Source organism: Rothia sp. SD9660Na (assembly GCF_030064065.1).
GTDB lineage: Bacteria > Actinomycetota > Actinomycetes > Actinomycetales > Micrococcaceae > Rothia.
Map to the genome: position 1 here is coordinate 986,007 of NZ_CP125946.1, position 20,532 is coordinate 1,006,538.

18 protein-coding genes, 3 tRNA genes and 1 other RNA gene are annotated in these 20,532 nt (G+C 58.7%); 10 read left to right on the forward strand and 12 right to left on the reverse strand.

The annotated features are described in order from the left end of the window. Window positions 1-24: 24 nt before the first annotated feature. Both QM007_RS04735 and aceE read right to left on the reverse strand, forming a co-directional pair. The gene (locus tag QM007_RS04735; protein ID WP_283490781.1) at window positions 25-936 is read right to left on the reverse strand and encodes an ACP S-malonyltransferase; all 912 of its coding nucleotides are present in this window, start codon (window positions 934-936) and stop codon (window positions 25-27) included. Between the two features lie 297 nt (window positions 937-1,233). Further along, on the reverse strand, window positions 1,234-3,975 hold the full coding sequence (aceE, locus tag QM007_RS04740) for a pyruvate dehydrogenase (acetyl-transferring), homodimeric type (RefSeq protein WP_283490782.1): 2,742 nt from the start codon (window positions 3,973-3,975) through the stop codon (window positions 1,234-1,236). A 379-nt stretch (window positions 3,976-4,354) separates the two neighbouring features. Here aceE and QM007_RS04745 point away from each other — a divergent pair, with 379 nt between their 5' ends. Then, window positions 4,355-4,771, forward strand: coding sequence for a DUF3052 domain-containing protein (locus QM007_RS04745; RefSeq protein WP_502949078.1), 417 nt, complete (start codon window positions 4,355-4,357; stop codon window positions 4,769-4,771). Window positions 4,772-5,035: 264 nt separating this feature from the next. Beyond that, a tRNA-Val gene (locus tag QM007_RS04750) sits at window positions 5,036-5,108 on the forward strand. 109 nt (window positions 5,109-5,217) lie between these two features. On the opposite strand, the gene QM007_RS04755 is transcribed toward QM007_RS04750, so the two are convergent. Continuing rightward, entirely contained in the window at window positions 5,218-6,321 is a 1,104-nt protein-coding gene (locus tag QM007_RS04755) for an IS1249 family transposase (RefSeq protein WP_349361504.1), read from the reverse strand. Between the two features lie 247 nt (window positions 6,322-6,568). Between QM007_RS04755 and QM007_RS04760 the strand changes: the two genes are divergently transcribed. The 4 genes from QM007_RS04760 (at window position 6,569) to QM007_RS04775 (ending at window position 9,934) form a co-directional block, all read left to right on the forward strand. Continuing rightward, window positions 6,569-7,240, forward strand: a complete 672-nt coding sequence (locus QM007_RS04760) for a hypothetical protein (RefSeq protein WP_283490783.1) — start codon at window positions 6,569-6,571, stop codon at window positions 7,238-7,240. A 133-nt stretch (window positions 7,241-7,373) separates the two neighbouring features. Then, window positions 7,374-7,559 carry a hypothetical protein gene (locus QM007_RS04765; protein ID WP_283490784.1) on the forward strand — a complete coding sequence of 62 codons (186 nt, stop codon included), beginning with the start codon at window positions 7,374-7,376 and terminating at the stop codon, window positions 7,557-7,559. 105 nt (window positions 7,560-7,664) lie between these two features. Continuing rightward, window positions 7,665-9,143 carry an NADP-dependent phosphogluconate dehydrogenase gene (gene gnd / locus QM007_RS04770; protein WP_283490785.1) on the forward strand — a complete coding sequence of 493 codons (1,479 nt, stop codon included), beginning with the start codon at window positions 7,665-7,667 and terminating at the stop codon, window positions 9,141-9,143. A 95-nt stretch (window positions 9,144-9,238) separates the two neighbouring features. After that, window positions 9,239-9,934, forward strand: a complete 696-nt coding sequence (locus tag QM007_RS04775; RefSeq protein WP_283490786.1) for a glycosyltransferase family 2 protein — start codon at window positions 9,239-9,241, stop codon at window positions 9,932-9,934. 68 nt (window positions 9,935-10,002) lie between these two features. On the opposite strand, the gene epsC is transcribed toward QM007_RS04775, so the two are convergent. The 3 genes from epsC to msrA form a co-directional block, all read right to left on the reverse strand. Then, window positions 10,003-10,587 (reverse strand): serine O-acetyltransferase EpsC, encoded by a 585-nt coding sequence (gene epsC, locus QM007_RS04780; protein WP_283490787.1) that lies wholly within the window; start codon window positions 10,585-10,587, stop codon window positions 10,003-10,005. A 205-nt stretch (window positions 10,588-10,792) separates the two neighbouring features. After that, window positions 10,793-11,728, reverse strand: coding sequence for a cysteine synthase A (cysK, locus tag QM007_RS04785; RefSeq protein WP_283490788.1), 936 nt, complete (start codon window positions 11,726-11,728; stop codon window positions 10,793-10,795). Between the two features lie 67 nt (window positions 11,729-11,795). Continuing rightward, the gene (gene msrA / locus QM007_RS04790) at window positions 11,796-12,320 is read right to left on the reverse strand and encodes a peptide-methionine (S)-S-oxide reductase MsrA (protein WP_283490789.1); all 525 of its coding nucleotides are present in this window, start codon (window positions 12,318-12,320) and stop codon (window positions 11,796-11,798) included. Window positions 12,321-12,383: 63 nt separating this feature from the next. On the opposite strand from msrA, the gene QM007_RS04795 reads away from it, so the two are divergent. Next, entirely contained in the window at window positions 12,384-13,280 is an 897-nt protein-coding gene (locus tag QM007_RS04795) for a Nif3-like dinuclear metal center hexameric protein (RefSeq protein WP_283490790.1), read from the forward strand. Between the two features lie 5 nt (window positions 13,281-13,285). On the opposite strand, the gene QM007_RS04800 is transcribed toward QM007_RS04795, so the two are convergent. After that, the gene (locus QM007_RS04800; RefSeq protein ID WP_283490791.1) at window positions 13,286-14,053 is read right to left on the reverse strand and encodes a YaaA family protein; all 768 of its coding nucleotides are present in this window, start codon (window positions 14,051-14,053) and stop codon (window positions 13,286-13,288) included. A gap of 32 nt (window positions 14,054-14,085) precedes the next feature. On the opposite strand from QM007_RS04800, the gene rnpB reads away from it, so the two are divergent. Then, window positions 14,086-14,443: RNase P RNA component class A (gene rnpB / locus QM007_RS04805), an RNA gene on the forward strand. Window positions 14,444-14,568: 125 nt separating this feature from the next. On the opposite strand, the gene def is transcribed toward rnpB, so the two are convergent. The 3 genes from def to orn form a co-directional block, all read right to left on the reverse strand. Further along, window positions 14,569-15,147 (reverse strand): peptide deformylase, encoded by a 579-nt coding sequence (gene def, locus QM007_RS04810; RefSeq protein ID WP_283490792.1) that lies wholly within the window; start codon window positions 15,145-15,147, stop codon window positions 14,569-14,571. 70 nt (window positions 15,148-15,217) lie between these two features. Continuing rightward, window positions 15,218-15,290 (reverse strand) — tRNA-His (locus QM007_RS04815). 186 nt (window positions 15,291-15,476) lie between these two features. Continuing rightward, complete coding sequence (orn, locus tag QM007_RS04820) at window positions 15,477-16,103, reverse strand: oligoribonuclease (RefSeq protein WP_283490793.1); 627 nt, start codon at window positions 16,101-16,103, stop codon at window positions 15,477-15,479. A gap of 129 nt (window positions 16,104-16,232) precedes the next feature. Here orn and mptB point away from each other — a divergent pair, with 129 nt between their 5' ends. After that, window positions 16,233-17,807, forward strand: a complete 1,575-nt coding sequence (mptB, locus tag QM007_RS04825; protein ID WP_283490794.1) for a polyprenol phosphomannose-dependent alpha 1,6 mannosyltransferase MptB — start codon at window positions 16,233-16,235, stop codon at window positions 17,805-17,807. 108 nt (window positions 17,808-17,915) lie between these two features. Further along, a tRNA-Arg gene (locus tag QM007_RS04830) sits at window positions 17,916-17,988 on the forward strand. Between the two features lie 1,306 nt (window positions 17,989-19,294). On the opposite strand, the gene QM007_RS04835 is transcribed toward QM007_RS04830, so the two are convergent. Next, window positions 19,295-19,858 (reverse strand): hypothetical protein, encoded by a 564-nt coding sequence (locus QM007_RS04835; RefSeq protein ID WP_283490795.1) that lies wholly within the window; start codon window positions 19,856-19,858, stop codon window positions 19,295-19,297. A gap of 63 nt (window positions 19,859-19,921) precedes the next feature. Next, window positions 19,922-20,308 (reverse strand): type II toxin-antitoxin system death-on-curing family toxin, encoded by a 387-nt coding sequence (locus QM007_RS04840; RefSeq protein WP_283490796.1) that lies wholly within the window; start codon window positions 20,306-20,308, stop codon window positions 19,922-19,924. Window positions 20,309-20,532: the final 224 nt, after the last annotated feature.

Here is a 20,532-nt window from a genome sequence, read left to right on the forward strand (position 1 = left end):
CGTGAAAGTCCTTTCGGGAAAACTTTAGGCATGGAGAGCCTGGGCTAGGGCTGCAAGGTCATCGGGGGTGTTGATGGCGGACGCCGGTGTGCCGCGCATACCCCGCTTGGCCAGGCCCACGAGGGTACCGGCGGGAGCAACCTCAACCAGGCGGGTAACTTCCTGCTCTGCGAGGGTTGCCATGCACAGATCCCAACGGACGGGGCGGGTCACCTGGGCAACCAGCGATTCAAGGGCCGCTGCCCCCGAGGCAACGGGCTGGCCATCGAAGTTTGAGAGCAGCTGCGCAGTCGGTTCTGCGGGGGAGAGGCCTGCCGCAAAGTCTGCCAGGGGCCCCTGGGCTGCCGCCATGTAGTCGGTATGGAAGGCACCGGCAACCTTCAACGGAATCACGCGGGTCTTGGCGGGCGGGTTCTCGGCGAACGCTGCAAGGGCATCGAGGGAACCAGCGGCTACAATCTGCCCGCCGCCGTTCGAGTTAGCGGCAGTGAGGTTGGATTCGGCGATAGCGGCGCGGACGTCGTCCTCAACTCCGCCGAGTACGGCGGCCATGCCGGTGGGGGTAGCGGCAGCTGCCTGAGCCATGCCGTCGGCGCGCACCTTGATAAAACGCATGGCGTCCTCTTCGGTGAGCACTCCGGCTAGGGCTGAAGCGGTAATTTCACCTACCGAGTGACCAGCAAAAACAAGCTTCTGGCCCTCTAGGATCTTCTGGGCTAGGCGACCGGTGGCAAGACCAGCTGCCACAATCAGGGGCTGGGCAATAGCGGTGTCTTTGATGGTTTCCTCATCGGCCTCAGTGCCGTAATGAACCAGGTCAAGCTCTACAGCCTCAGAGAGACGCTCGAGGTGGGGGCGTACCCCGTCGACGTCTAGCCAGTTTGAGAGGAACCCGGGCTTCTGCGACCCCTGGCCGGGGCACACCAGTGCTATCACGCGTAACCGCCTTGAAAATAGAGTTTGAGACCTAGAACTTGAAAGTTTCTAGCGCTTTGTTCAAATAACTATCCTACTCCTGTTAGCAGGCCAGCTGGAACGGCACAGCTGTTCAATCTCAAAAGCCAAGAAAACTCACAGCAAAGGGCTTCGGCCCAAGAAAGCTAGAGGGTAAGACAGGCTAGGCCAAAGACTGCCCAGAACAAAAGCGGCCCCCACGATAATCGTGGGGGCCGCCCTTACACTCAGCGCGAATCTAGGACTCGCCGTGAGCTAGGAACTCATCAATACAGGGGCTTAGGCGTCGCCACCGGCGGTACCTGAGGTGCCTGCATTGATGTTGTTCAGGTCGTACTTCTCGAAGGCCTTAGCAGGTGCATCAGCGGGGACCTCGCCTCGCTTAGCTAGCATCTGCAGGGTACGGACGACGATGGACTCGGCGTCGATCTTGAAGAAGCGGCGGGCACCGGCGCGGGTGTCTGAGAAGCCGAAGCCGTCTGCGCCCAGGGTTGCGAATTCGTTGGGAACGAACTGGCGGATGCCGTCCATCAGGTCGGTCTGGTAGTCAGACACGGCGACGATGGGGCCGGTTGCACCCTCAAGCTGCTGGGCAACGAAGGGGGTGCGGGGGGTAGCGGACGGGTTGGTCAGTAGCTCGCGCTCGGTGGCAAGGCCGTCGCGGCGCAGGTTGGTCCATGAAGTAACTGACCAGACGTCTGCTGAGACGCCCCAGTCTTCGGCCAGAATCTGCTGTGCCTTTTCAGCCCAGGGAACTGCAACACCTGAGGCCAGAAGCTGGGCGCGGGGGCCGTCGTTCTTTGCCTCGTGCAGGCGGTAGATACCGCCGAGCAGGCCGTCAATATCGAGGTTTTCGGGTTCAGCGGGGTGCTGAATGGGCTCATTGTAGACGGTGATGTAGTACATGACGTTGTGGTCTTCGTCCTTGTCACCGTACATGTGCTCGATACCACGCTTGACGATGTGGCCGATTTCGTAACCGTAGGCAGGGTCGTAGTGGATCACTGCGGGGTTGGTGCCGGCCAGAATCGGTGAGTGGCCGTCTGCGTGCTGTAGGCCTTCACCGGTCAGGGTGGTACGGCCTGCGGTTGCGCCCATGATGAAGCCTCGGGTCAGCTGGTCAGCGGCAGCCCAGAAGGAGTCGCCGGTGCGCTGGAAGCCGAACATCGAGTAGAAGATGTAGACGGGGATCATGGGCTCGCCGTGGGTGTCGTAGGAAGTACCTACGGCGGTGAAGGCTGAGGTGCCACCTGCCTCGTTGATACCTACGTGAATAATCTTGCCCTCGGGTGATTCCTTGTAGGCCAGCATGAGTTCACGGTCAACAGCCAGGTAGTTCTGGCCGTTGGGGTTGTAAATCTTGGCGGTGGGGAAGTAGGAGTCCATACCGAAAGTACGAGCCTCATCGGGGATGATGGGTACGATACGGTGGCCGAAGTCCTTCTCACGCATGAGGTCCTTGAGCAGGCGCACGAAGGTCATGGTGGTTGCAGCCATCTGCTTACCGGTGCCCTTGAATGCACCCTTGTAGGCCTTGTCTGACGGCAGGGTAATCTTGGGCTGGACGTTCTTGCGGGAGGGGACGAAGCCGCCCAGTTCCTCACGGCGGGCCATGAGGTACTTGTACTCTTCGGAGTCCTTACCGGGGTGGTAGTAGGGCGGGTTGTAGAGGTCCTTCTCCAGCTCCTCATCGGAGATGGGGATGCGCAGGTGGTCGCGGAACTGCTTCAGGTCTTCCATCGACAGTTTCTTCATCTGGTGGGTGGCGTTGCGAGCCTCGAAGGAGGCACCCAGGCCGTAACCCTTAACAGACTGAGCAAGGACGACGGTGGGCTGACCCTTGTGCTCAACAGCTGCCTTGAAGGCTGAGTAAACCTTGTGGTAGTCGTGAGCACCGCGCTTCATAGCCCAGATTTCGTCGTCGGTCATATCTGCAACGAGTTCCTTGGTTTCAGGAGTCTGACCGAAGAAGTGTTCGCGGATGAAGCCGCCGGATTCAGCCTTGTAGGTCTGGTAGTCACCGTCGCGGGTTTCGTTCATGATGCGGACGAGCTCGCCGGACTTATCCTTTTCGAGCAGGGAATCCCATTCGCGGCCCCAGAGGACCTTGATGACGTTCCAGCCTGCGCCGCGGAAGAAGGCTTCAAGCTCCTGAACAATCTTGCCGTTACCGCGGACGGGGCCGTCCAGACGCTGCAGGTTGCAGTTAACGACAAAGGTGAGGTTGTCGAGCTTGTCGTTGGCAGCTAGCTGCAGGGCACCGCGTGACTCGGGCTCGTCCATTTCGCCATCGCCCAGGAAGGCCCAGACATGTTGGTCTGAGGTGTCCTTGATGCCGCGGTTGTGCAGGTACTTGTTGAACTGTGCCTGGTGGATGGCGTTCAGGGGGCCAAGGCCCATTGAAACCGTGGGGAACTGCCAGAAGTCAGGCAGGTTACGGGGGTGGGGGTAGGAGGGCAGGTGGGTGCCCTGCTTGGTCTTTTCCTGACGGAAGCCGTCGAGCTGCTCTTCGGTAATGCGGCCTTCGAGGAAGGCACGGGCGTAGTTACCGGGGGAGGAGTGGCCCTGGAAGAAAATCTGGTCGCCGCCACCGGGGTGGTTGCGGCCGCGGAAGAAGTGGTTGAAACCTACTTCGTAGAGGGTAGCTACACCCGCGTAGGAAGAGATGTGGCCGCCTACGCCGATAGTGGCCTTCTGGGCACGCTGTACCATCATGGCAGCGTTCCAGCGGAGCATAGCACGGTAGCGGCGTTCAATCTGCTCGTCGCCGGGGTATTCGGGTTCCTGATCGACAGGAATGGTGTTGACGTAGTCAGTGGTGGTCACCATAGGTACGGTGATCGACTTCTGGCCTGCGCGCTGCATAAGTGAGCGCACGATGAACTGTGCACGTTCGGTGCCGTGGGCTTCTACCAGGTCGTCGAAAGACTCAATCCACTCGTTGGTCTCTTCGGGATCGATGTCGGTGAAGCTGTTGGTCAGTGCACTCAAAACGTGATCGTTCGTTTCTGAGGGTCCCACTAGTCAACCTCTCTTTGTTGTAGGGGTATGTGTTCACCGGTGGCAGCGTATGCGCCCGGTGAGCCTTGGGTGTTTGCCTTGCGCGGCCGGTGGGCAGGCGCTAAGACAACTTCCCTTCTATGTTGTCACAAATTGCCGGTTTTAAGGTTGTGGTTTCAAGGGTTTGGGGGTGTGAATTAGCCGTCACTTGCCCCTTCTTTTTCTGAGGGTGAAATTAGCTGACCTGTTTTGGTCGTGTTCTGTTGATTTGGGGCCTTGAAGCGTGTTCAGTAGGAACTATGAGCATGCCTGAGTTCGCTGAGCAAAGGGGCGGACGCGGGTATGCAGGGTATGCGGTATGGCAGCCCGTCACTTTCTTATGATTCTTTGGAGGACGTACGTGAGCGCCACCGGTGCTACTCAAGAGACTGTTGGACAGAAGCTGGGCCTGCCAGCTGGCAGCCTGATGCAGGAGTTTGGCTACGATGAGGACGTCGACTTCGACCTGCGCGATGCCCTAGAGGATTTTCTAGGGACGGAGCTACTAGATGAAGACGACCAAGAAGTGGTCGACGGTATCTTGCTGTGGTGGCGTGCTGAAGATGGCGATCTGGTCGACGGGCTTATGGATGTGCTGGCAACCCTGGATGAGGGGGGAGTCGTGTGGCTCCTGACTCCAAAAAATGGTCGTGAAGGGCATGTCCCGCCAGTGGAGATTCAAGAAGCTGCCCCGCTAGCGGGCCTGCACGTGACTACATCTGAGTCTCTCGCTCAAGACTGGGCTGCTTTCCGCCTAGTGATGAAGCAGGGGAAATAGGCGTAAGGGTCTTCTGTCTGGTTAGATAGGGGGCCCTTTTTGATAGGTTCTAGCCCCGAAAGAAGGTGGTGCAGAAAAAAGTTAATAATTTTTTTGAGAAAAATATAAACCCATGTCAAAAAGGCATTTTCTGACATTTGTCTGCTTGAAACAGTCAGAAAATAGGCCCTTTTTGCGCTTCAAAGGGGGTTTTCGATTTGCGCGACTGTTTTGACCTGCGTAGAGTATTACATGTCGCCGCGAGACATAAAGCGGAGGAGACAAGGGTCTTTAGCTCAGCTGGTAGAGCGCCACGTTTACACCGTGGATGTCATCGGTTCGATCCCGGTAGGACCCACAGATAAGCCCCACACTTTGGTGTGGGGCTTTTTGTATTCCACTTTCTCGTCGTCAGGTTGGGGAGAGCTGGGGTTATAGGCAGAAAAGTGTGTCCCACCCCGGGCGAGTCACCCACCACGACCACCCCAACCACGCCGCACCACCACACCCTCACCCACAACAAACACACCCCGCAACTCATCCAAAGAACGCCCCACAGCAGCCTCCTTCCTCCGACCAGCAAGAGCAACCACCGGCACCGGCTCCAACCTAATCACCTCATCAACACTGGCACCCCAAGCCGCATCCACCCACAAAAGCCACCCCACAGCCCGCCACTGATGCTCCACCGGCATTCCACGGTGCTCGCGCAACATGGCACGAATTTTCGCGTTATAGCCTTCTATGTGATTCGTGGTACGAGAAATAGGGCCTTCCCTGAGCAAGTCTGAATCTAGAAAAGTAAACACAACACCCTGTTTCACCAAACGCTCAAGCCTCCTATAGGCAGTACGCACACGCTCATGGGTGTACTGCCAAGAACCATCAGATAACCAGGTTCTCTCCTTGATAAAGCCTTGATACTGCGAGTGCCAGGACGCTAAAGAGGCTGACCAGATCGCTGCTTCATCCAAGCTGGTTACTCGTAGAAGGGCTCTAGAAATCTTTAATAAGGACTTGCCAGCCTCAGTGCGTGGGGCGCTAGTGAGCAGGGCTCTGGTGTTTCTATAAATGTGCACTAGGCAGCGTTGGATCCGTGTTTCTGGCCAGCATGTTTTGGCGGCGCTGGCAAAGCCAGCCCCGCCATCTACGATGGCTACATCTGGGGCTGGGATGCGTGAGAGTAAAGCTTGGTAGGCTGCGGTGTTCTCATTTTTAGCCCATTGGTAGTCGATGACACCAACGCTGTGGTTGTAGGCGATGATGCAGACCATGCCGCTGATGTAGATGCCATCGAGTTGGATTTCGTGGTGGATTTGGCCTGTTTGTTTGATTGGTGGGGTGATGTTCCAGCACCAGGCGGTATTGGCGCGGAAGGTTCGCCCGGCTCCTAGGGTGGTGTGTTGCTGGGTGTTTTTACTGGTGAGCCAGGTGATGAAGGCTGCTAGTTGGTGTTTGCGTGTGCTGGTGGGGCGTTTGATGGTTCTGCTGGCGCCGCAGTGGGTGCAGCGGTAGCGTGTGGTTCCTGCGCTGGTGGTGCCGTTGCGTTTGGTTCGTTGGTTGCATATCAGGCATGTGGGGTTTTTGGGCTCACTTGGTTTAGGTTAGCTTGTGGGGCTAATGTGTGGGGTTGGTTGTCTTGTGGTTGTTGGGTTGTGGGGGTGTTGGGGACACACTTTTCTGCCTATAACCCGAGAGCTGTGGGCGTATGTGTGGGCGTCTAGCAAGGGTAAATGTAGTGCCTGCAGGAAGCGCTTATAGGTAAACTGAAAAACTTCAGTTTGACTCACGCACATACTTTTAGAGGGGAAACCTATCTTGACTACCTCACGCCGTACCCTGCTCCAAGGGACCGCCTGGGCGGCCCCGGCCGTCCTAGCAACCGCCGCAATCCCTGCTTATGCGGCTTCAACTCCGTCCACGAGCGTCGTTGCTCAAGGGTCAGCGGACTCCTTTGGCTTCCAGAGCGTGGACTCAACTGACCTGGTGAACTTCACAGGTCAGACCACCCAGTCACCCATGACCGATGGCTCAACCGGCTTCCGTCTTTACCAGACCAGCGGTACCGATACCACCGCCGTCCTCACAGCCCTGACCTACTATGTGCTCATTCCCCGTAATGCTGCCTACGAAATCGATGCAGTCAACATCAATTATGGGTCTGCTACGACCGTTTGGGACCCGATGGCTTCTTCAGCTCAAGGCACCGTTGCTCTCGCCAACGGTAATGTGCTCTCCTCTGCTGATTATCTGATCTATGCGGCAACCTATAACGCAGGTGCAACCCCCGTTACTGTAGGGTCTGAAACCACCTCCCAGGCCGTTCCTGGCACCGATATCTCAACTAATATCGCAGGCCGCTTCACATCGCCTGACGGTGCCATGCTGGCAGGCGAAATCGGAGGTGTATACACCGGCTATGTAGCTACCTACACTGTTGGTGCAAGCTCGGTCACCGCAACTACCGTCCAGGCTGCAACGAAAGCATAAGCAAGTCAGGCACATGCCCGTAGCCGGTGTGTGAGAGGGGGGGCGAGACGTGTTTGGGTCTTGCCCCTTCTGCTTGTTTCAGAAATGCTAGACTGGGGCTCTGCCTCCCCACTTGAGAGATAGGCCAGCGACAGTGAATAGAAACTTTAAACCTCGAAACTTTACCGCCGTCTTCTTGTCGGTAATCTGGCTGCTCATATCAATCTTCTTTATTACCCAGGGGACTATGGTGACCCTCTGGTCGATTTTCGCTTGTGTAGCCCTGGTCATTGGTACCGCAGCTGTGTGGGTGCTCTTTACCGATACCTACGACTCCTAACAAAGACTTGCACGCGCCGCTGCCAACCTCCCAGAATATGAGAGTTTGCTTCATCTCACCCGGTACTGAAGCACAAATAGAGCAGACCAGCGTAGTCTTAAAGGTATGACTGAAAACAATACTGCTCGTAAGGCACAAATTGGTGTAACCGGCCTGGCCGTCATGGGTGCAAACCTGGCCCGCAACCTGGCCCGCAACGGCTACACCGTAGCCCTGCACAACCGCTCCGTTGAAAAAACCGACGCCCTGCTCGAAGCCCACGGCGATGAAGGCGACTTTATTCGCACCGAGACCCTGCAAGAACTGGTCGACTCTCTTGAAGCCCCCCGCCGCATCCTGATTATGGTGAAGGCCGGTGGCCCCGTCGACGCCGTCATTGAGCAGCTCGAACCCCTGCTCGATGAAGGTGACGTCATCATCGACGGCGGTAACTCCCACTTCCCCGACACCATCCGCCGCGAGCGTGCCCTGGCCGAAAAGGGCCTGCACTTCGTCGGTATCGGTGTTTCCGGTGGTGAAGAGGGCGCCCTCAACGGCCCTTCCATCATGCCCGGTGGCTCCGCTAAGTCCTACGAATCCCTCGGCCCCCTGCTCGAAAAAATCTCAGCTAAGGCCCCCAATGGCGACCCCTGCTGCGCCTGGATCTCAACCGACGGCGCTGGCCACTTCGTCAAGATGGTCCACAACGGCATCGAATACGCTGACATGCAGGTCATTGGTGAAGCCTACGATCTGCTCCGTACCGTTGCAGGTCTAGAACCCGCTGCCCAGGCAGAAATCTTCAAGCAGTGGAACACCACCGACCTCAATTCCTACCTCATCGAAATCACCGCTGAGGTTCTGGCCCAGGTCGATGCTAAGACCGGCAAGCCCCTGGTCGACGTGATTGTTGATGAGGCAGGCCAGAAGGGCACCGGCCGCTGGACCGTTCAGGCCGCTCTTGACCTGGGTGCCCCCGTCTCCGGTATCGCAGAGTCAGTATTTGCCCGTGCCCTCTCATCTAGCAACGCTGATGCCCGCAAGCAGGCCCAGGAAGAGCTCCCCGCAGGCCTGATCGCAACCACCGCCGTTGCTAACGGCGACGAAGAGTTTATTGAGGACGTCCGTAAGGCCCTTTTTGCCTCCAAGCTGGTTTCCTACGCCCAGGGTCTCGACATGCTGGCTAAGGCTGGCGACGAGTACGGCTGGGACCTCAAGCTCGACGTCATTGCTGGTCTCTGGCGCGCAGGCTGCATCATCCGTGCAGAACTGCTGGGTGAAATCATGAACGCCTACAAGGACGAGACCCCCGCCAACATGCTGCTGGCCCCCGGCTTCAAGAAGCTCATGGAAGAACTCGTTCCCTCCTGGCGTCGCGTGGTTGCTAAGGCAACCGCCGAGGGCGTGCCCGTGCCCGTCTTCGCGTCCTCCCTGAGCTACTACGACGGTCTGCGCCGCAAGCGCCTGCCCGCTGCCCTGATTCAGGGCCAGCGTGACTTCTTCGGCGCTCATACCTACGGCCGCATCGATTCCGAGGGCATGTGGCACACCGAGTGGAGCGGCGACCGCAGCGAAACCAACGCTGAGGACTCTCACACCCACTAGTCTCTTCTGAGGCTAAGTCGCCTGTGCCCCGCCTGCTGTTGCAAGCGGGGCACAGTTCTCTACAGAACCAAACGTTTTTCAGGGACGTCACCATCGTGGCAAAAACTTTTTCCCGCCCCAAGGCTATGGACCGTTTGCTCTCATCAATCCGGGAGGCAACCTTTACCGGTAAAGTTCTGGTCGCTGATGACTCTGAGAAATATTGGTCAACCCATGACCCCCAGGTAGAGGTTCTGCAGCTACCATTTAATGTTGGTATTTCTGCAGGGCGCAACCGTGCCCTAGAACGGGTAGAGACCCCATACGTCCTACTGACCGATGACGATTTTGTATTCACCCGTCTGACCAACTGGCAAAAAGCCTACAACTACTTAGAAACCCACCCCGATGTTGACGGTGTTGCCGCAACTCAGGTTGAAGTTCCCACTTTCAAAACGCATATTCACGGTACCAGCGACCTCGCCCTGTACCGCGGGGCAGACAAGCCTATCTACGAGGCGGGTCATGACCTTTACGGGCTGCCCGTGCGTGTCAAAACCCCGAACATCTTTCTAGCCCGTACCGAGTCAATTCGCTCAATCGGTGGCTGGGACGAAGAGTTACGCGTGATTGAGCATAGTGATTTCTTTAGCCGTGCCAGCGGGAAGCTGGTATTTGTACAAGACCCCGAAATTCAGATTTATCACGGACGTACTCCCTGGCTCAAAACCTTCTCAAAGCACCGCAACGATATTGAATCTTCCCGCCAGGTTCTCGCCCGTAAGTGGGGCCCTCAGCAAGGTAACTTATAAGCTGTTTACATCAAAGGGTACGGGGCTCCTTCCACGAAGGAGTACCGGGCCCTTTGGCGTATAGGTCTCTAGATCCACATGGTCGGGTCCACGTACTCGACGGCGTCGACCAGGGGTTTTTTGTTTTCGGGGGCGCGCGGACGCGAGCGGGCGGGAATGCCGGTAATGATGGAGTCCTCAGGGTGGTCGTGTACCACCACCGAGTTGCCGCCGATAGCTGAGTCAGCTCCAATCAGCACCGGGCCTAGGACCTTGGCACCGGCGCCGATGGTCACACGGTCACCGATGGTGGGGTGGCGCTTACCCTTCTCAAGGGAACGTCCGCCCAAGGTTACCCCATGGTAAATCATGACATCGTCACCGATTTCGGTGGTTTCACCAATCACCACGCCCATGCCATGGTCGATGAAGAAGCGGTGGCCAATGGTGGCACCGGGGTGAATCTCAACCCCCGTCATGAAGCGGGTAAACTGGCTGAGGATGCGGGCCAGTGTGCGGGTAGACTCCCGCTGCCAGAGCTTATGGGCTAGCCTATGAGCCCAGATGGCGTGCATACCAGAGTAGTTAATCATGATTTCCACATCACCGCGGGCGGCAGGATCATGTGCTTTGACGGTGTCTAAGTCTTCACGCAGGCGCGCTCGGAAACTCATGCTTCTCCTCAAGATCTAGGCAGGGGAGCGCGGTTGGCGCTCTTGCTGAACTCTACAACAGTCATGGCTAGAACGATATTCCGTCTCAGCCCAAAACATTTATGACAAGTTGAGGGCGGACGTCCGCGCAGGCTTCTGCCTGCAGAGACGCAGGCACCCCGCTGCCAACCAGCGGGGTGCCCGAAACCATCACGAATCTGAATGTTTAGCCGCGGATATCTTCGTAGAGCAGGGTGGAGATGTAGCGCTCACCGAAGTCGGGAACGACAGCGACAATCAGCTTGCCGGCGTTCTCACTCTTCTTAGCTTCCTCCAGAGCGGCCCACACAGCTGCACCGGAGGAGATGCCGCCCAGGATGCCCTCTTCGCTGCCCAGCTTACGGGCGGTAGCAACGGCGTCGTCGATAGCAACGTCGGTGACGGCATCGTAGATATCGCGGTTGAGGGTATCGGGTACGAAGTTAGCGCCCAGGCCCTGGATCTTGTGGGGGCCAGCCTTGCCCTCGGTCAGCAGGGGGGAGTCCTTGGGCTCGACCGCAACAACCTTGATGTTGGGGTTCTGCTCCTTGAGGTACTTGCCGGTACCAGAGACGGTACCGCCGGTGCCAATGCCAGCTACGAAGATATCAATCTTGCCTTCGGTTGCTTCCCAGACCTCGGGACCGGTGGTGTTGTAGTGGATCTCGGGGTTAGCTTCGTTGGAGAACTGGGAGGCCAGAATAGCGTTCTCGGTGGAGGCTACGATTTCCTTGGCCTTTTCAACGGCACCGCGCATACCCTCAGAACCGGGGGTCAGCACGATTTCAGCACCGTAGGCGCGCAGCATGACGCGACGCTCGTTGCTCATGGTTTCGGGCATGGTCAGAATGACCTTGTAGCCGCGGGCAGCGCCCACCATGGCCAGGGCGATACCGGTGTTGCCTGAGGTACCTTCAACGATGGTGCCGCCGGGCTTGAGGGCACCGGACTTCTCAGCGGCGTCGATGATAGCTACACCGATGCGGTCCTTGACGGAGTTGGCGGGGTTGTAGAATTCCAGCTTGACTGCGACGTTGCCGGGCAGGTCAGCATCCAGGCGGTTGAGACGGACGATGGGGGTGCGGCCGACAACTTCGGTGATATTGTTGTACATCTTTGACATGAGTGCACCTTTCGAGTGAAAGCGATTGATGGTTCGCCCTCTAGTGTACGTAACAAAGGGGAAGGGCTTAACTTCTAAGAAACTTAGCGTAATGTTGCCTAGTCTTGGTGAGTTTGGGGTTAATGACGGCCATGCAGTAACCCTGGTAGGGGTTAAGGGCGTAGTAGTTCTGGTGGTAGTCCTCAGCCTCGTAGAAAGTGCCCAGGGGCTCTACCACCGTGACGATGGGCTGATCCCACAGCTTCTGTGCCCTCTCTATGGCTGACTCAAAGAGGGCCTTTTGCTCCTCGTTCTCATAGTAGAGGGCCGAGCGGTACTGGGGGCCGGCGTCCGCCCCCTGCCTATCCCAGCTGGTGGGGTCGTGCGAGGTAAAGAAAATATCGAGCACGGTTTCGGCGGGAATGACGGTCTCGTCAAACTCCACCTTGACGACCTCAACGTGGCCGGTGGTCCCCGAACAGACCTCGCGGTAGGTGGGGTTCTCAACGTGCCCACCGGTGTAGCCGCTGATACTGGCGGTAATTCCTTCAAACTGACGATATACGGCGTCGATGCACCAGAAGCACCCGCCGCCTACAACAAAACTTTGCATACCCCTGTAACAGCCAAGCCCAGGCACTTATTCCTAGCTGGGTGCTCGTGAAAGAATAGAGGCATGACTGAACTTTTAACCCCCACCCTGAACGATGTAACCCGGGCCTTCCATGATATTTTCCCGCCCTCTCTTGCCGAGAAATGGGACGCCGCTGGTCTGGTGGTCGGGCGCGCTGATGCCCCCGTCACCACTGTTGGTTTCGCGGTGGACGCCACCGTGGCAACTGCCCGTGAGGCCGCAGAAAAAGGTGCGGGCCTGCTCATTACCCACCACCCCCTGCTGCTGCGCGGGGCGTCCTTCCTGCCCGATACCGACTACAAGGGCGAAATCGTGCATACCCTCATTGAGGCTGGTTGCGGCCTGCTGGGTGCCCACACCAACGTGGACTCGGCCCCGCACGGCACTAATGAGGTCTTCATGAGCAAGCTGGGTATCACCGACACCCAGATTCTGGCCGAGGAAGAGACCGTACAGATTGAGGGGGCGGACGTTCGCGTCGGCATCGGGCGCGTTGGCAGTCTGCCTGCCCCCGTCAGCCTCAAGGAACTGGCCGAAAAAATTGCTGACTTCCTGCCGGCAACTGCCGGTGGCCTGCGTATCGCAGGCCGACCCGATCAGATGGTTCAAAAAATTGCCCTCTGCACCGGGGCTGGTGATTCCCTCTTTGGCGACGCTCGCGCATCGGGTGCGGACGTCTACATCACTGCAGATCTGCGCCACCACCCGGCCTCAGAAGCCCGCGAGCAGGCCCTCATCAGTGGAAGCACCCCGGCCCTGATTGACTGCTCCCACTACGCCAGCGAATGGCTCTGGATGGACGGGGCCGCCCGCCTGCTCGCCGAAAAGCTAGAGGGCCAGGGATTTGCAATTGAAACCTACGTTTCAACCCTCAACACCGACCCGTGGGACTTCACCGTCCCCACCGGGCAGGTAGCGGGCTCAGCCTCCACCCGCTAGGTGCCCTACTCCCTCACCAGAAGAGTCAGGGTACCCGGCTTCTTCTCGGTGGGGGAGAGCAGCTCCACCTCAAAACCGGGGGCAAGAGCCTCGGCCAGCTCACCGGCGTCCTCAATCCCGGTCAGATTTTCCTGCACCAGGTAGCGGCCTAACAGGCCCCGGTAGTGCTTGGCCATGTGCGAGACCACCTTGCGACTACCGTCAGCCGCCACCCTCTCGACCCGAACCAGCAGATGGCGCTGCGGGGCGGGCGTCCACGCCTTCGCGTAGGCAGCAGAGCGGCCATCCACCACCAGCTGATCCCTGGCCAACTCATCCAAGGGGCGCTTGAGCTCGCCCTTCCAAAACTTAGCCAGATCCCCAATCTCACCCAGCTTCGTGCCCATCGACAGCCGGTAGGCCGGAATCATATCGGTAAGACACACCGCGCCCCAGGCCGCAGATATCACCACAACAGCCCTATCAGCCCGCTTTCGTGCGTCCGCTTCCAAAGAACCGTACCCAAAAGCCTCAAACAAAACCCCCGAATACACCTCGGACGCAGGAGCCGCAGGCTCCGACCACAACCGAGTATTCCGCTCAACCTCAGCCAGCAAGGACGGGCCCACCTTCAACAGCTGCCCCGCATCGGGCAAACCGCTTACCCGCACCAGTTCATCCACCACGGTCTCACGAGCTCCCGTCAACTCAGGAGCCAACAAGTCACTTAACTTAACCCCGGAGCCAGATGTGGCAGGAGTCTTACCCTCAGACGGCGGAAACAAAATCAACATACCCACCAGTGTAGTAAAGTAGAACCCCAGAACGGGACGCCCAGGCAATCGCGCAGCGCACAAACGCTTCGAGGAAAGTCCGGGCTCCACAGCACAGGGTGGTCGATAACGTCGACTCAGGGTAACCTGCAGGCCAGTGCCACAGAAAACAAACCGCCCCACCATGGGGTAAGGGTGAAAAGGTGAGGTAAAAGCTCACCAGTACCGCAGGCGACTGCGGTAGCTCGGTAAACCCCACCCGGAGCAAGGCCAAACAGGGCGCGCTAGTAACCAGTGCGGTGAAGCGCCCGGGTAGGCTGCTTGAACCCGCCGGCAACGACGGGTCTAGATGGATGATTGCCGCCTGCCCTCGGGTAGGTACAGAACCCGGCTTATCGGGCATCCCGTTCTTTTAGTTTTATACGGCGCACGCCGGGTTCTGCGGTTCGCTGGCGCTCACCGATTCAGCGCATTTTTTATTCCTCGCTCGCTCGGAAAAATGCGCTTCATCGCAGGCTTATCGGGCATCCCGTTCTTTATTCCCCGTGACCAAAGGGGTCGGGGTCGACACCCGGCATCCAGGTGTTACCTTCGGCAGTCCAGCCCTCAGCTTTCACAACCTTCTTGTACTTCTTGGTGTACTTGGCGTTCAGACGATTTACGTAGAGCTTGCCGTCCAAATGGTCAGTCTCGTGCTGCATGACGCGGGCAAACCAGCCGGTAGCCTCAAACTTCAGCGGATTACCCTCACCGTCGAACCCGTTCACAGTGACCCAGTCAGCGCGCTTGAGCGGGAAAGAATAGCCGGGGAAGGACAGGCAGCCCTCAACCTCATCGTAAGGATCGGGGTCAGCCGTTGAGATCTTGCCCAGAGTCAGCACGGGGTTAACCACCACGCCCAGCGGGGGCACACCGTCCTCATTCTCAAACTTGTAGGTGAACAGGCGCAGACCCACACCCACCTGGGGGGCAGCCAGGCCTACACCGTTCGAGACCTCCTGGGTCTCATACATATCGTCGATCAGCTTGCGCAGCTTATCATCAAAGGACGTCACCGGAGCAGCCGGGCGGTGCAGAATCGGGTTGCCGTGAATAACAATGGGCAGAACAGTCAAGACATAACCTCTCACGCAGGGTAAACAAAAGGGCCGCTACGATAAAAACCGTAGCGACCCTTCTACTCGGGGTGATCGACGGGGGTTGAACCCGCGACCTCCTGGACCACAACCAGGCGCTCTGCCAACTGAGCTACGACCACCATGTGTTCAAAACAGAACCGCTTTTCATTGGCTTGTTTTGGCAACAGATACTAGCTTACACACAGTTTTGATTCCCCGCAAATCGAAAATGAGGCAATGTGTGGTGACTGTGCTCACGAACTTTCGGGGCTGGAAGCTGGGCGGACGCTGCCTGGCTGCGGGCGGCGTCCGCACCGCCTGAACCCCTAGGCGGGATTAATCTGCTGGCGGGTTGCTGCAACCTCCTGGGCAACCTTCTGGGCGGTTGCGCTATCGGGCCCGGGGGAGGGCACAAAAACCGTGCCGCGGTAGTAGCGCAGCTCGTCGATGGAATCCTGGATATCGCCCAGTGCTCGGTGGTTGCCGGTCTTCGCCGGGGCGTTATAGGTGGCCTTCTCAAACCAGCGGCGAGAAAGCTCCTTGATGGTAGATACGTCAATCACGCGGTAGTGAAGGTAGTCCACAAGCTCGGGCATATCGCGCACCAAAAAAGTCTTATCGGTGCCCACAGAATTACCACCCAGCACAGCCTTGCGCGGCTCAGGGACCCACTGCTTCACATAATCCAGCACCAGCTGCTGGGCCTCAGCCATAGTGATGCCCTGGTCCAGGTCATCCAGCAGACCAGAGACCGTGTGCATGTTGCGCACAAAATCATCCATCTGCTCAAGCGCCTCTGGCCCGGGTTTGATGACGACATCCACGCCGTCACCCAAAATGTTGAGATCCCCGTCAGTCACCAGCGCGGCGACCTCAATCAGGGCGTCCTTCTCAAGAGAGAGGCCGGTCATCTCACAATCAATCCACACGATACGTTCATTTGAAATAGACACAGAACCAATCTACCCCTTTTGGCCCCTAACCCACAGCAGATTTTCAGAGAGCAGAGCGCCGCACACGCCCGGTGGGCTAGGGGCGGCCGGGTAAAATCAGGTGTACTCTTCCGCTCGGCCAGGAGGACCATGAGCCCCAGAACAGCGCAAACCCATACCGCTAGCATCCCGGTGCACCGGTATAACCCCAAGACAGCCCACTATGTCTCGGGTAGCCCCCTGCGAACCCTCATCTTTGGAACCATCGGTTCTCTACTGGTGATGTTTGCATCCTTCGGCGTGGGGTGGCTGGCGGATGCCTCGCCCTTCCGCCGGGTGGACTGGATTATCCCGCTACGCTACACGGCACCCGGGCTGGTAACCTGCATCGCCCTGCTCGTTGTGGGATCGATGATGCTCTGCCGCGAATGGTTGCGCATGGTGCAGAAACTGCTCGTTTGGGACCAGCGTGCAAAACGCTGGGCAACCGCAGCCATTATCTGCTGGATGCTGCCCCAGTTGTTTGCCTTCCCCCTCTATAGCCGTGACGTCTTCTCCTACTTTGCCCAGGGGCGCGTTATGGCGTCAGGGTTTAACCCCTACGAGTACGGGGTTTCTTCCGTCAATAACTTCTTCCAGTACGGTGCCGACCAGATGTGGTCCGAATCGGCTCCGCCCTACGGCCCCGTCTTCCTGCTCATCGAAAAATGGGTAGCCCAAATCGCCGGTGATTCCGTAGACACCGCCCTCTATCTCTTTAGACTGGTTGCCCTCATAGGAGTGGGTCTTATTGCCTACTACGTGCCTAAACTGGCGAGCCTCCACGGTATCAATGGCATACGAGCTAACTGGCTGGTGCTGGCCAACCCCCTCTTTATCGCCGCCTTCATCACCTCTTCCCATAATGACGCCTTGATGACCGGCCTGGTGCTGGCAGGCGTCCACCACGCGGCGGCCCACCGCGATACCGTGGGCGGCCTACTGGGAATTACCCTGGTGACCGCGGCCGTAGCGGTCAAGCCTATTGCCCTGGTCGCCCTACCCTTCATCGGGCTTTTCTGGGCCGGTAGGGGAGCCAGCTGGCCCCGCCGCTTCATTTTCTGGGCCATGACCCTGGCTATCTCCATGGCAGAGCTCTGGGTGCTTGGGGCCGTGACCGACCTGGGCTTTGGTTGGATTGGGGCCCTAGCTACCACCGGTGGCCAGTACATCTGGTTCACTCCCATCGGCTTCCTGGGGCTACAAATCAACCAAATTCTGGTATCTATCACGGGCGATAACGCCCTGGCGAACTCGGTGCGCGACACTTTCTTCTCCCTGGGAAAGCTCGCGGGCATGCTGCTGGCCGTGGTTGTCATGTTTGTTGGCAAGGACGAAAACCTCATCCGCCGCACAGGCCTGGCTTTAGCTATGGTTGTGATTTTTTCCCCCATGCTGCAGTCCTGGTATCTGCTCTGGTTCATCCCGCTGTTTGTGGTGGCTGGTGTGCGCACTGACTGGCAGCTGGACTTCTACTTCCTGTCCACCATGTTCTTCGTGATCTACGGGGTCTCAGACCAGCTTGCGGTCTCACCCTACCTCGATAACTTCGACCAGAACATGGGCCGCCTTATCGCAGCTGTCCTCAGCCTTGCCTACGCCTTCTGGTTGGTCTTCTTCGACCCGGCAACCCGCCGAGTGCTCCGCCGTGGCCAGCGTTCCTCCCTCTACGAAGTTAGTATCTAGCCTCCAGATGAGAGCGGGAGCCTTCTAATCTCTTGGTCGCGGGTTCGACTCCCTTAGGGGCGCTGAGATGACTTTTAGCCGAGGAGCCGATAGTATAAACAGCGGCTAGCCTCAGTAGCTCAGTGGATAGAGCAGGAGCCTTCTAATCTCTTGGTCGGGGGTTCGACTCCCTCCTGGGGCGCTCGCAGTTAAACCCGTCTTACCTTGTCAAAGCAGGGTGGGGCGGGTTTTTCTATGCCCAAATGGTGCCCCGTGATACTCCTGTGATACTCGTTTGCCCAGCAAGTCGGCATTAAGGCGGGCTTCAGGTGCCCCCTGTTGCGGGCCGGTTTCGAGGTGCTGAGAGGGGTGGTTGCAGGGGGCAGCGAGCGCGGGCAGGGTGTTCGAGAGAGGGGACGCTAGGGGCAGCGGGCGGCGGTGGGTTGGTGCTGCTGGGCATACGAGGGCAGCGGACGGCGGCGGGGCCGGTGGGGCTTGCTGCGGTGTCGAGTGGCGCGGGGTAGCTGGTGGCCGGGTGTGGTGTCGGCTTGGGGTTCGCCGGATTGTGGGGTGTTCCCTTGGGGTGGCTGGCTCCCATGAGGTCAGGGGGGCGCGGGGTGCTGGCCGCTGTGGGTGGCGGGCTGTGGTGGGGGCGTGTGGTTAGTGATTTATTGGGTTCGCCTGTATAGACCTCATAAATATGCGAACTTGGTCGAATGTTTTTCAGGGTGCGGGGGGGGGGGGGGGAGAGGATAGGAGCGCCCCGGGAGGTGTCCACGGGTTGCGGTGCTAGAGAATTTACCGCCCCCTAGGGTGCTGGGAGTGCTGGTTAGGTCATGGGCTTATTGGGTGCGTACAGCCCCGCCTTTTTCGCCGTCTGGTGAAATAGCATGTCAGAGTAGGTGCCCCTGGACATACGGGGGCGTGAAAAGGGGGTCAGTGGAGCTTATACCCTTGCCTGTCCTCTGGGCGGTAGGGTGGTTCCTTTTTGCTGGCCTCAGCAATATGGGCGTGACTAGGTGCGGTGAGGGGGTGAGTTTCAATAACCCCCCTTTTTTGCTGGTGGGCTTGTAACCCGTACGCGCTGCGGCTTGCTATGTACGAGCGGTAAGACCTGTTGCCGGTTTGGGGGCTACCCCCTGCCCCTGGTGCCAGGGTTCAAAACCTGCGGGTTGCCGGTTTCGAGGTTTTGCTTGGTCGGGTCGGTGAGCGCTCTGGTGCTGGGCTGGTGCTCCCGGCTCCCGGTGCTGGGCTGGTGGTGGGTGGCGCTCGCCGCTGGTGTGCTGGCTCCCAACTCCCGGTGCTGTGCGCTCTTCTGCGGGGCTGGAATAGGTGCGGTGGCTCCAATAACCTGTGCGTGCTGCGTTCGGAGCTGTGGGCGTTAATTCTGGCTCATACGCGGCCTATGAGGGGTGTGCTGGTAGGGTGAGAGAGCACCCGGCCCCGAGATAATTGCGGTATTTCGGAGCCGGGTGTCTTTTTGCTTTCGGCCTGAGTGGTGTTGGGGGTTAGGCGCTGGTGTCGCCGTGCTGCTGCTGGCAGAAGATGGAGCAGAACGGGCCGGGGCTATCCTCTGGTACGAGGTCAGCACAGACCGGGCAGGTATCAAGACGGGCAGCGGCCAGGGCAGCGAGCGCGGCGCGGTCACTATCGGTTAGTTGGATAGCGGCGGTGATGGACTCTAGGGGCGTGGTGGTCAGAGTGTCGAGGGCAGCGCGTAGGGCGGCGGTGGTGGTCTTATCCTGCTGCGGGGCCGGGGGCTGCTGGCTGTGGGCTAACACGGCTCTTACCTGTTCTAGGGTGGCGTGGGCTGGGCGGGGTGCGTAGTGGGGTTGTGAGCGCCATAGGACGGACGCGGCCAGCAAATCGCCGGTACATTCTAGGTGCCCTGCTGCTCGCTCCCACACATAAGCCTTGATAGAAGCCAGAGTGTCTAGGGCGGTGCGGGCAGCTGCGGCACGGTAGGCAGGGTGGGCGCTGGTGGCGTAGCCGGTCAGGGCGGTAGCGAGGTGGGTTAGTTCGGTATCGGTCAGAGCCGGGGCCGGTGGGGTCTGCTGGCTGGTGGTGCTCATGGTTCCCAGATTAACAGGGGTGGGCGGTGTTGTGTTCCGGTCATGGCACCGGCTGGGCTAGGGCTATGAGCTGTGGGGTGTCGCCCATTCTTCGAGCTGCTGGGCTATCTGCTCAAAGGTCAGTGAGTGCTCTGCTACCTGGACAACGAACTGTGCTTGCTCGTTATCTTCAAGCACCTCTAGCGGGAGAATATCCCAGCCGTTCAGGTACATGAAAAGGACGGTGCAGGTGTAGGCGGTGCGTTTGTTGCCGTCCGTAAAAGGGTGATTCTGTACTAGGGCCTCTAAGAGGGCTGCGGCCTTGTTAAAGATACCGGCGTAAAGTTCGTGGCCTGCGTAGCTGGTGGCAGGGCGGGCTAGGGCGCTTTCTAGCAGGTGTTCCCCGCCGGGTTTGAGGTGCTGGCCCGGTGCTAGGCGGGCGTGTACTGCTAGGGCTTCAGATAGGGCCACATATCGCATAGGGGCGGGCGGGGGTGCTACTGAGTGGCGAGGATAGCGTTTACACCCTCTAGGCGGTCGAGGACGGTTTCTAGCGCGTCTTGGAAGTCCTGGGCGGTGGCTGTGGTTTCGTGAGCGGTTGCGGTCATGGTGGGGGGCGCTCCTTTTGCTGTTGGTCTGCTGGTGTGGGTTAAGCCTAGCGTTAAGGGCGGGGCGGTGGCTAGGTGCTGGTGGTG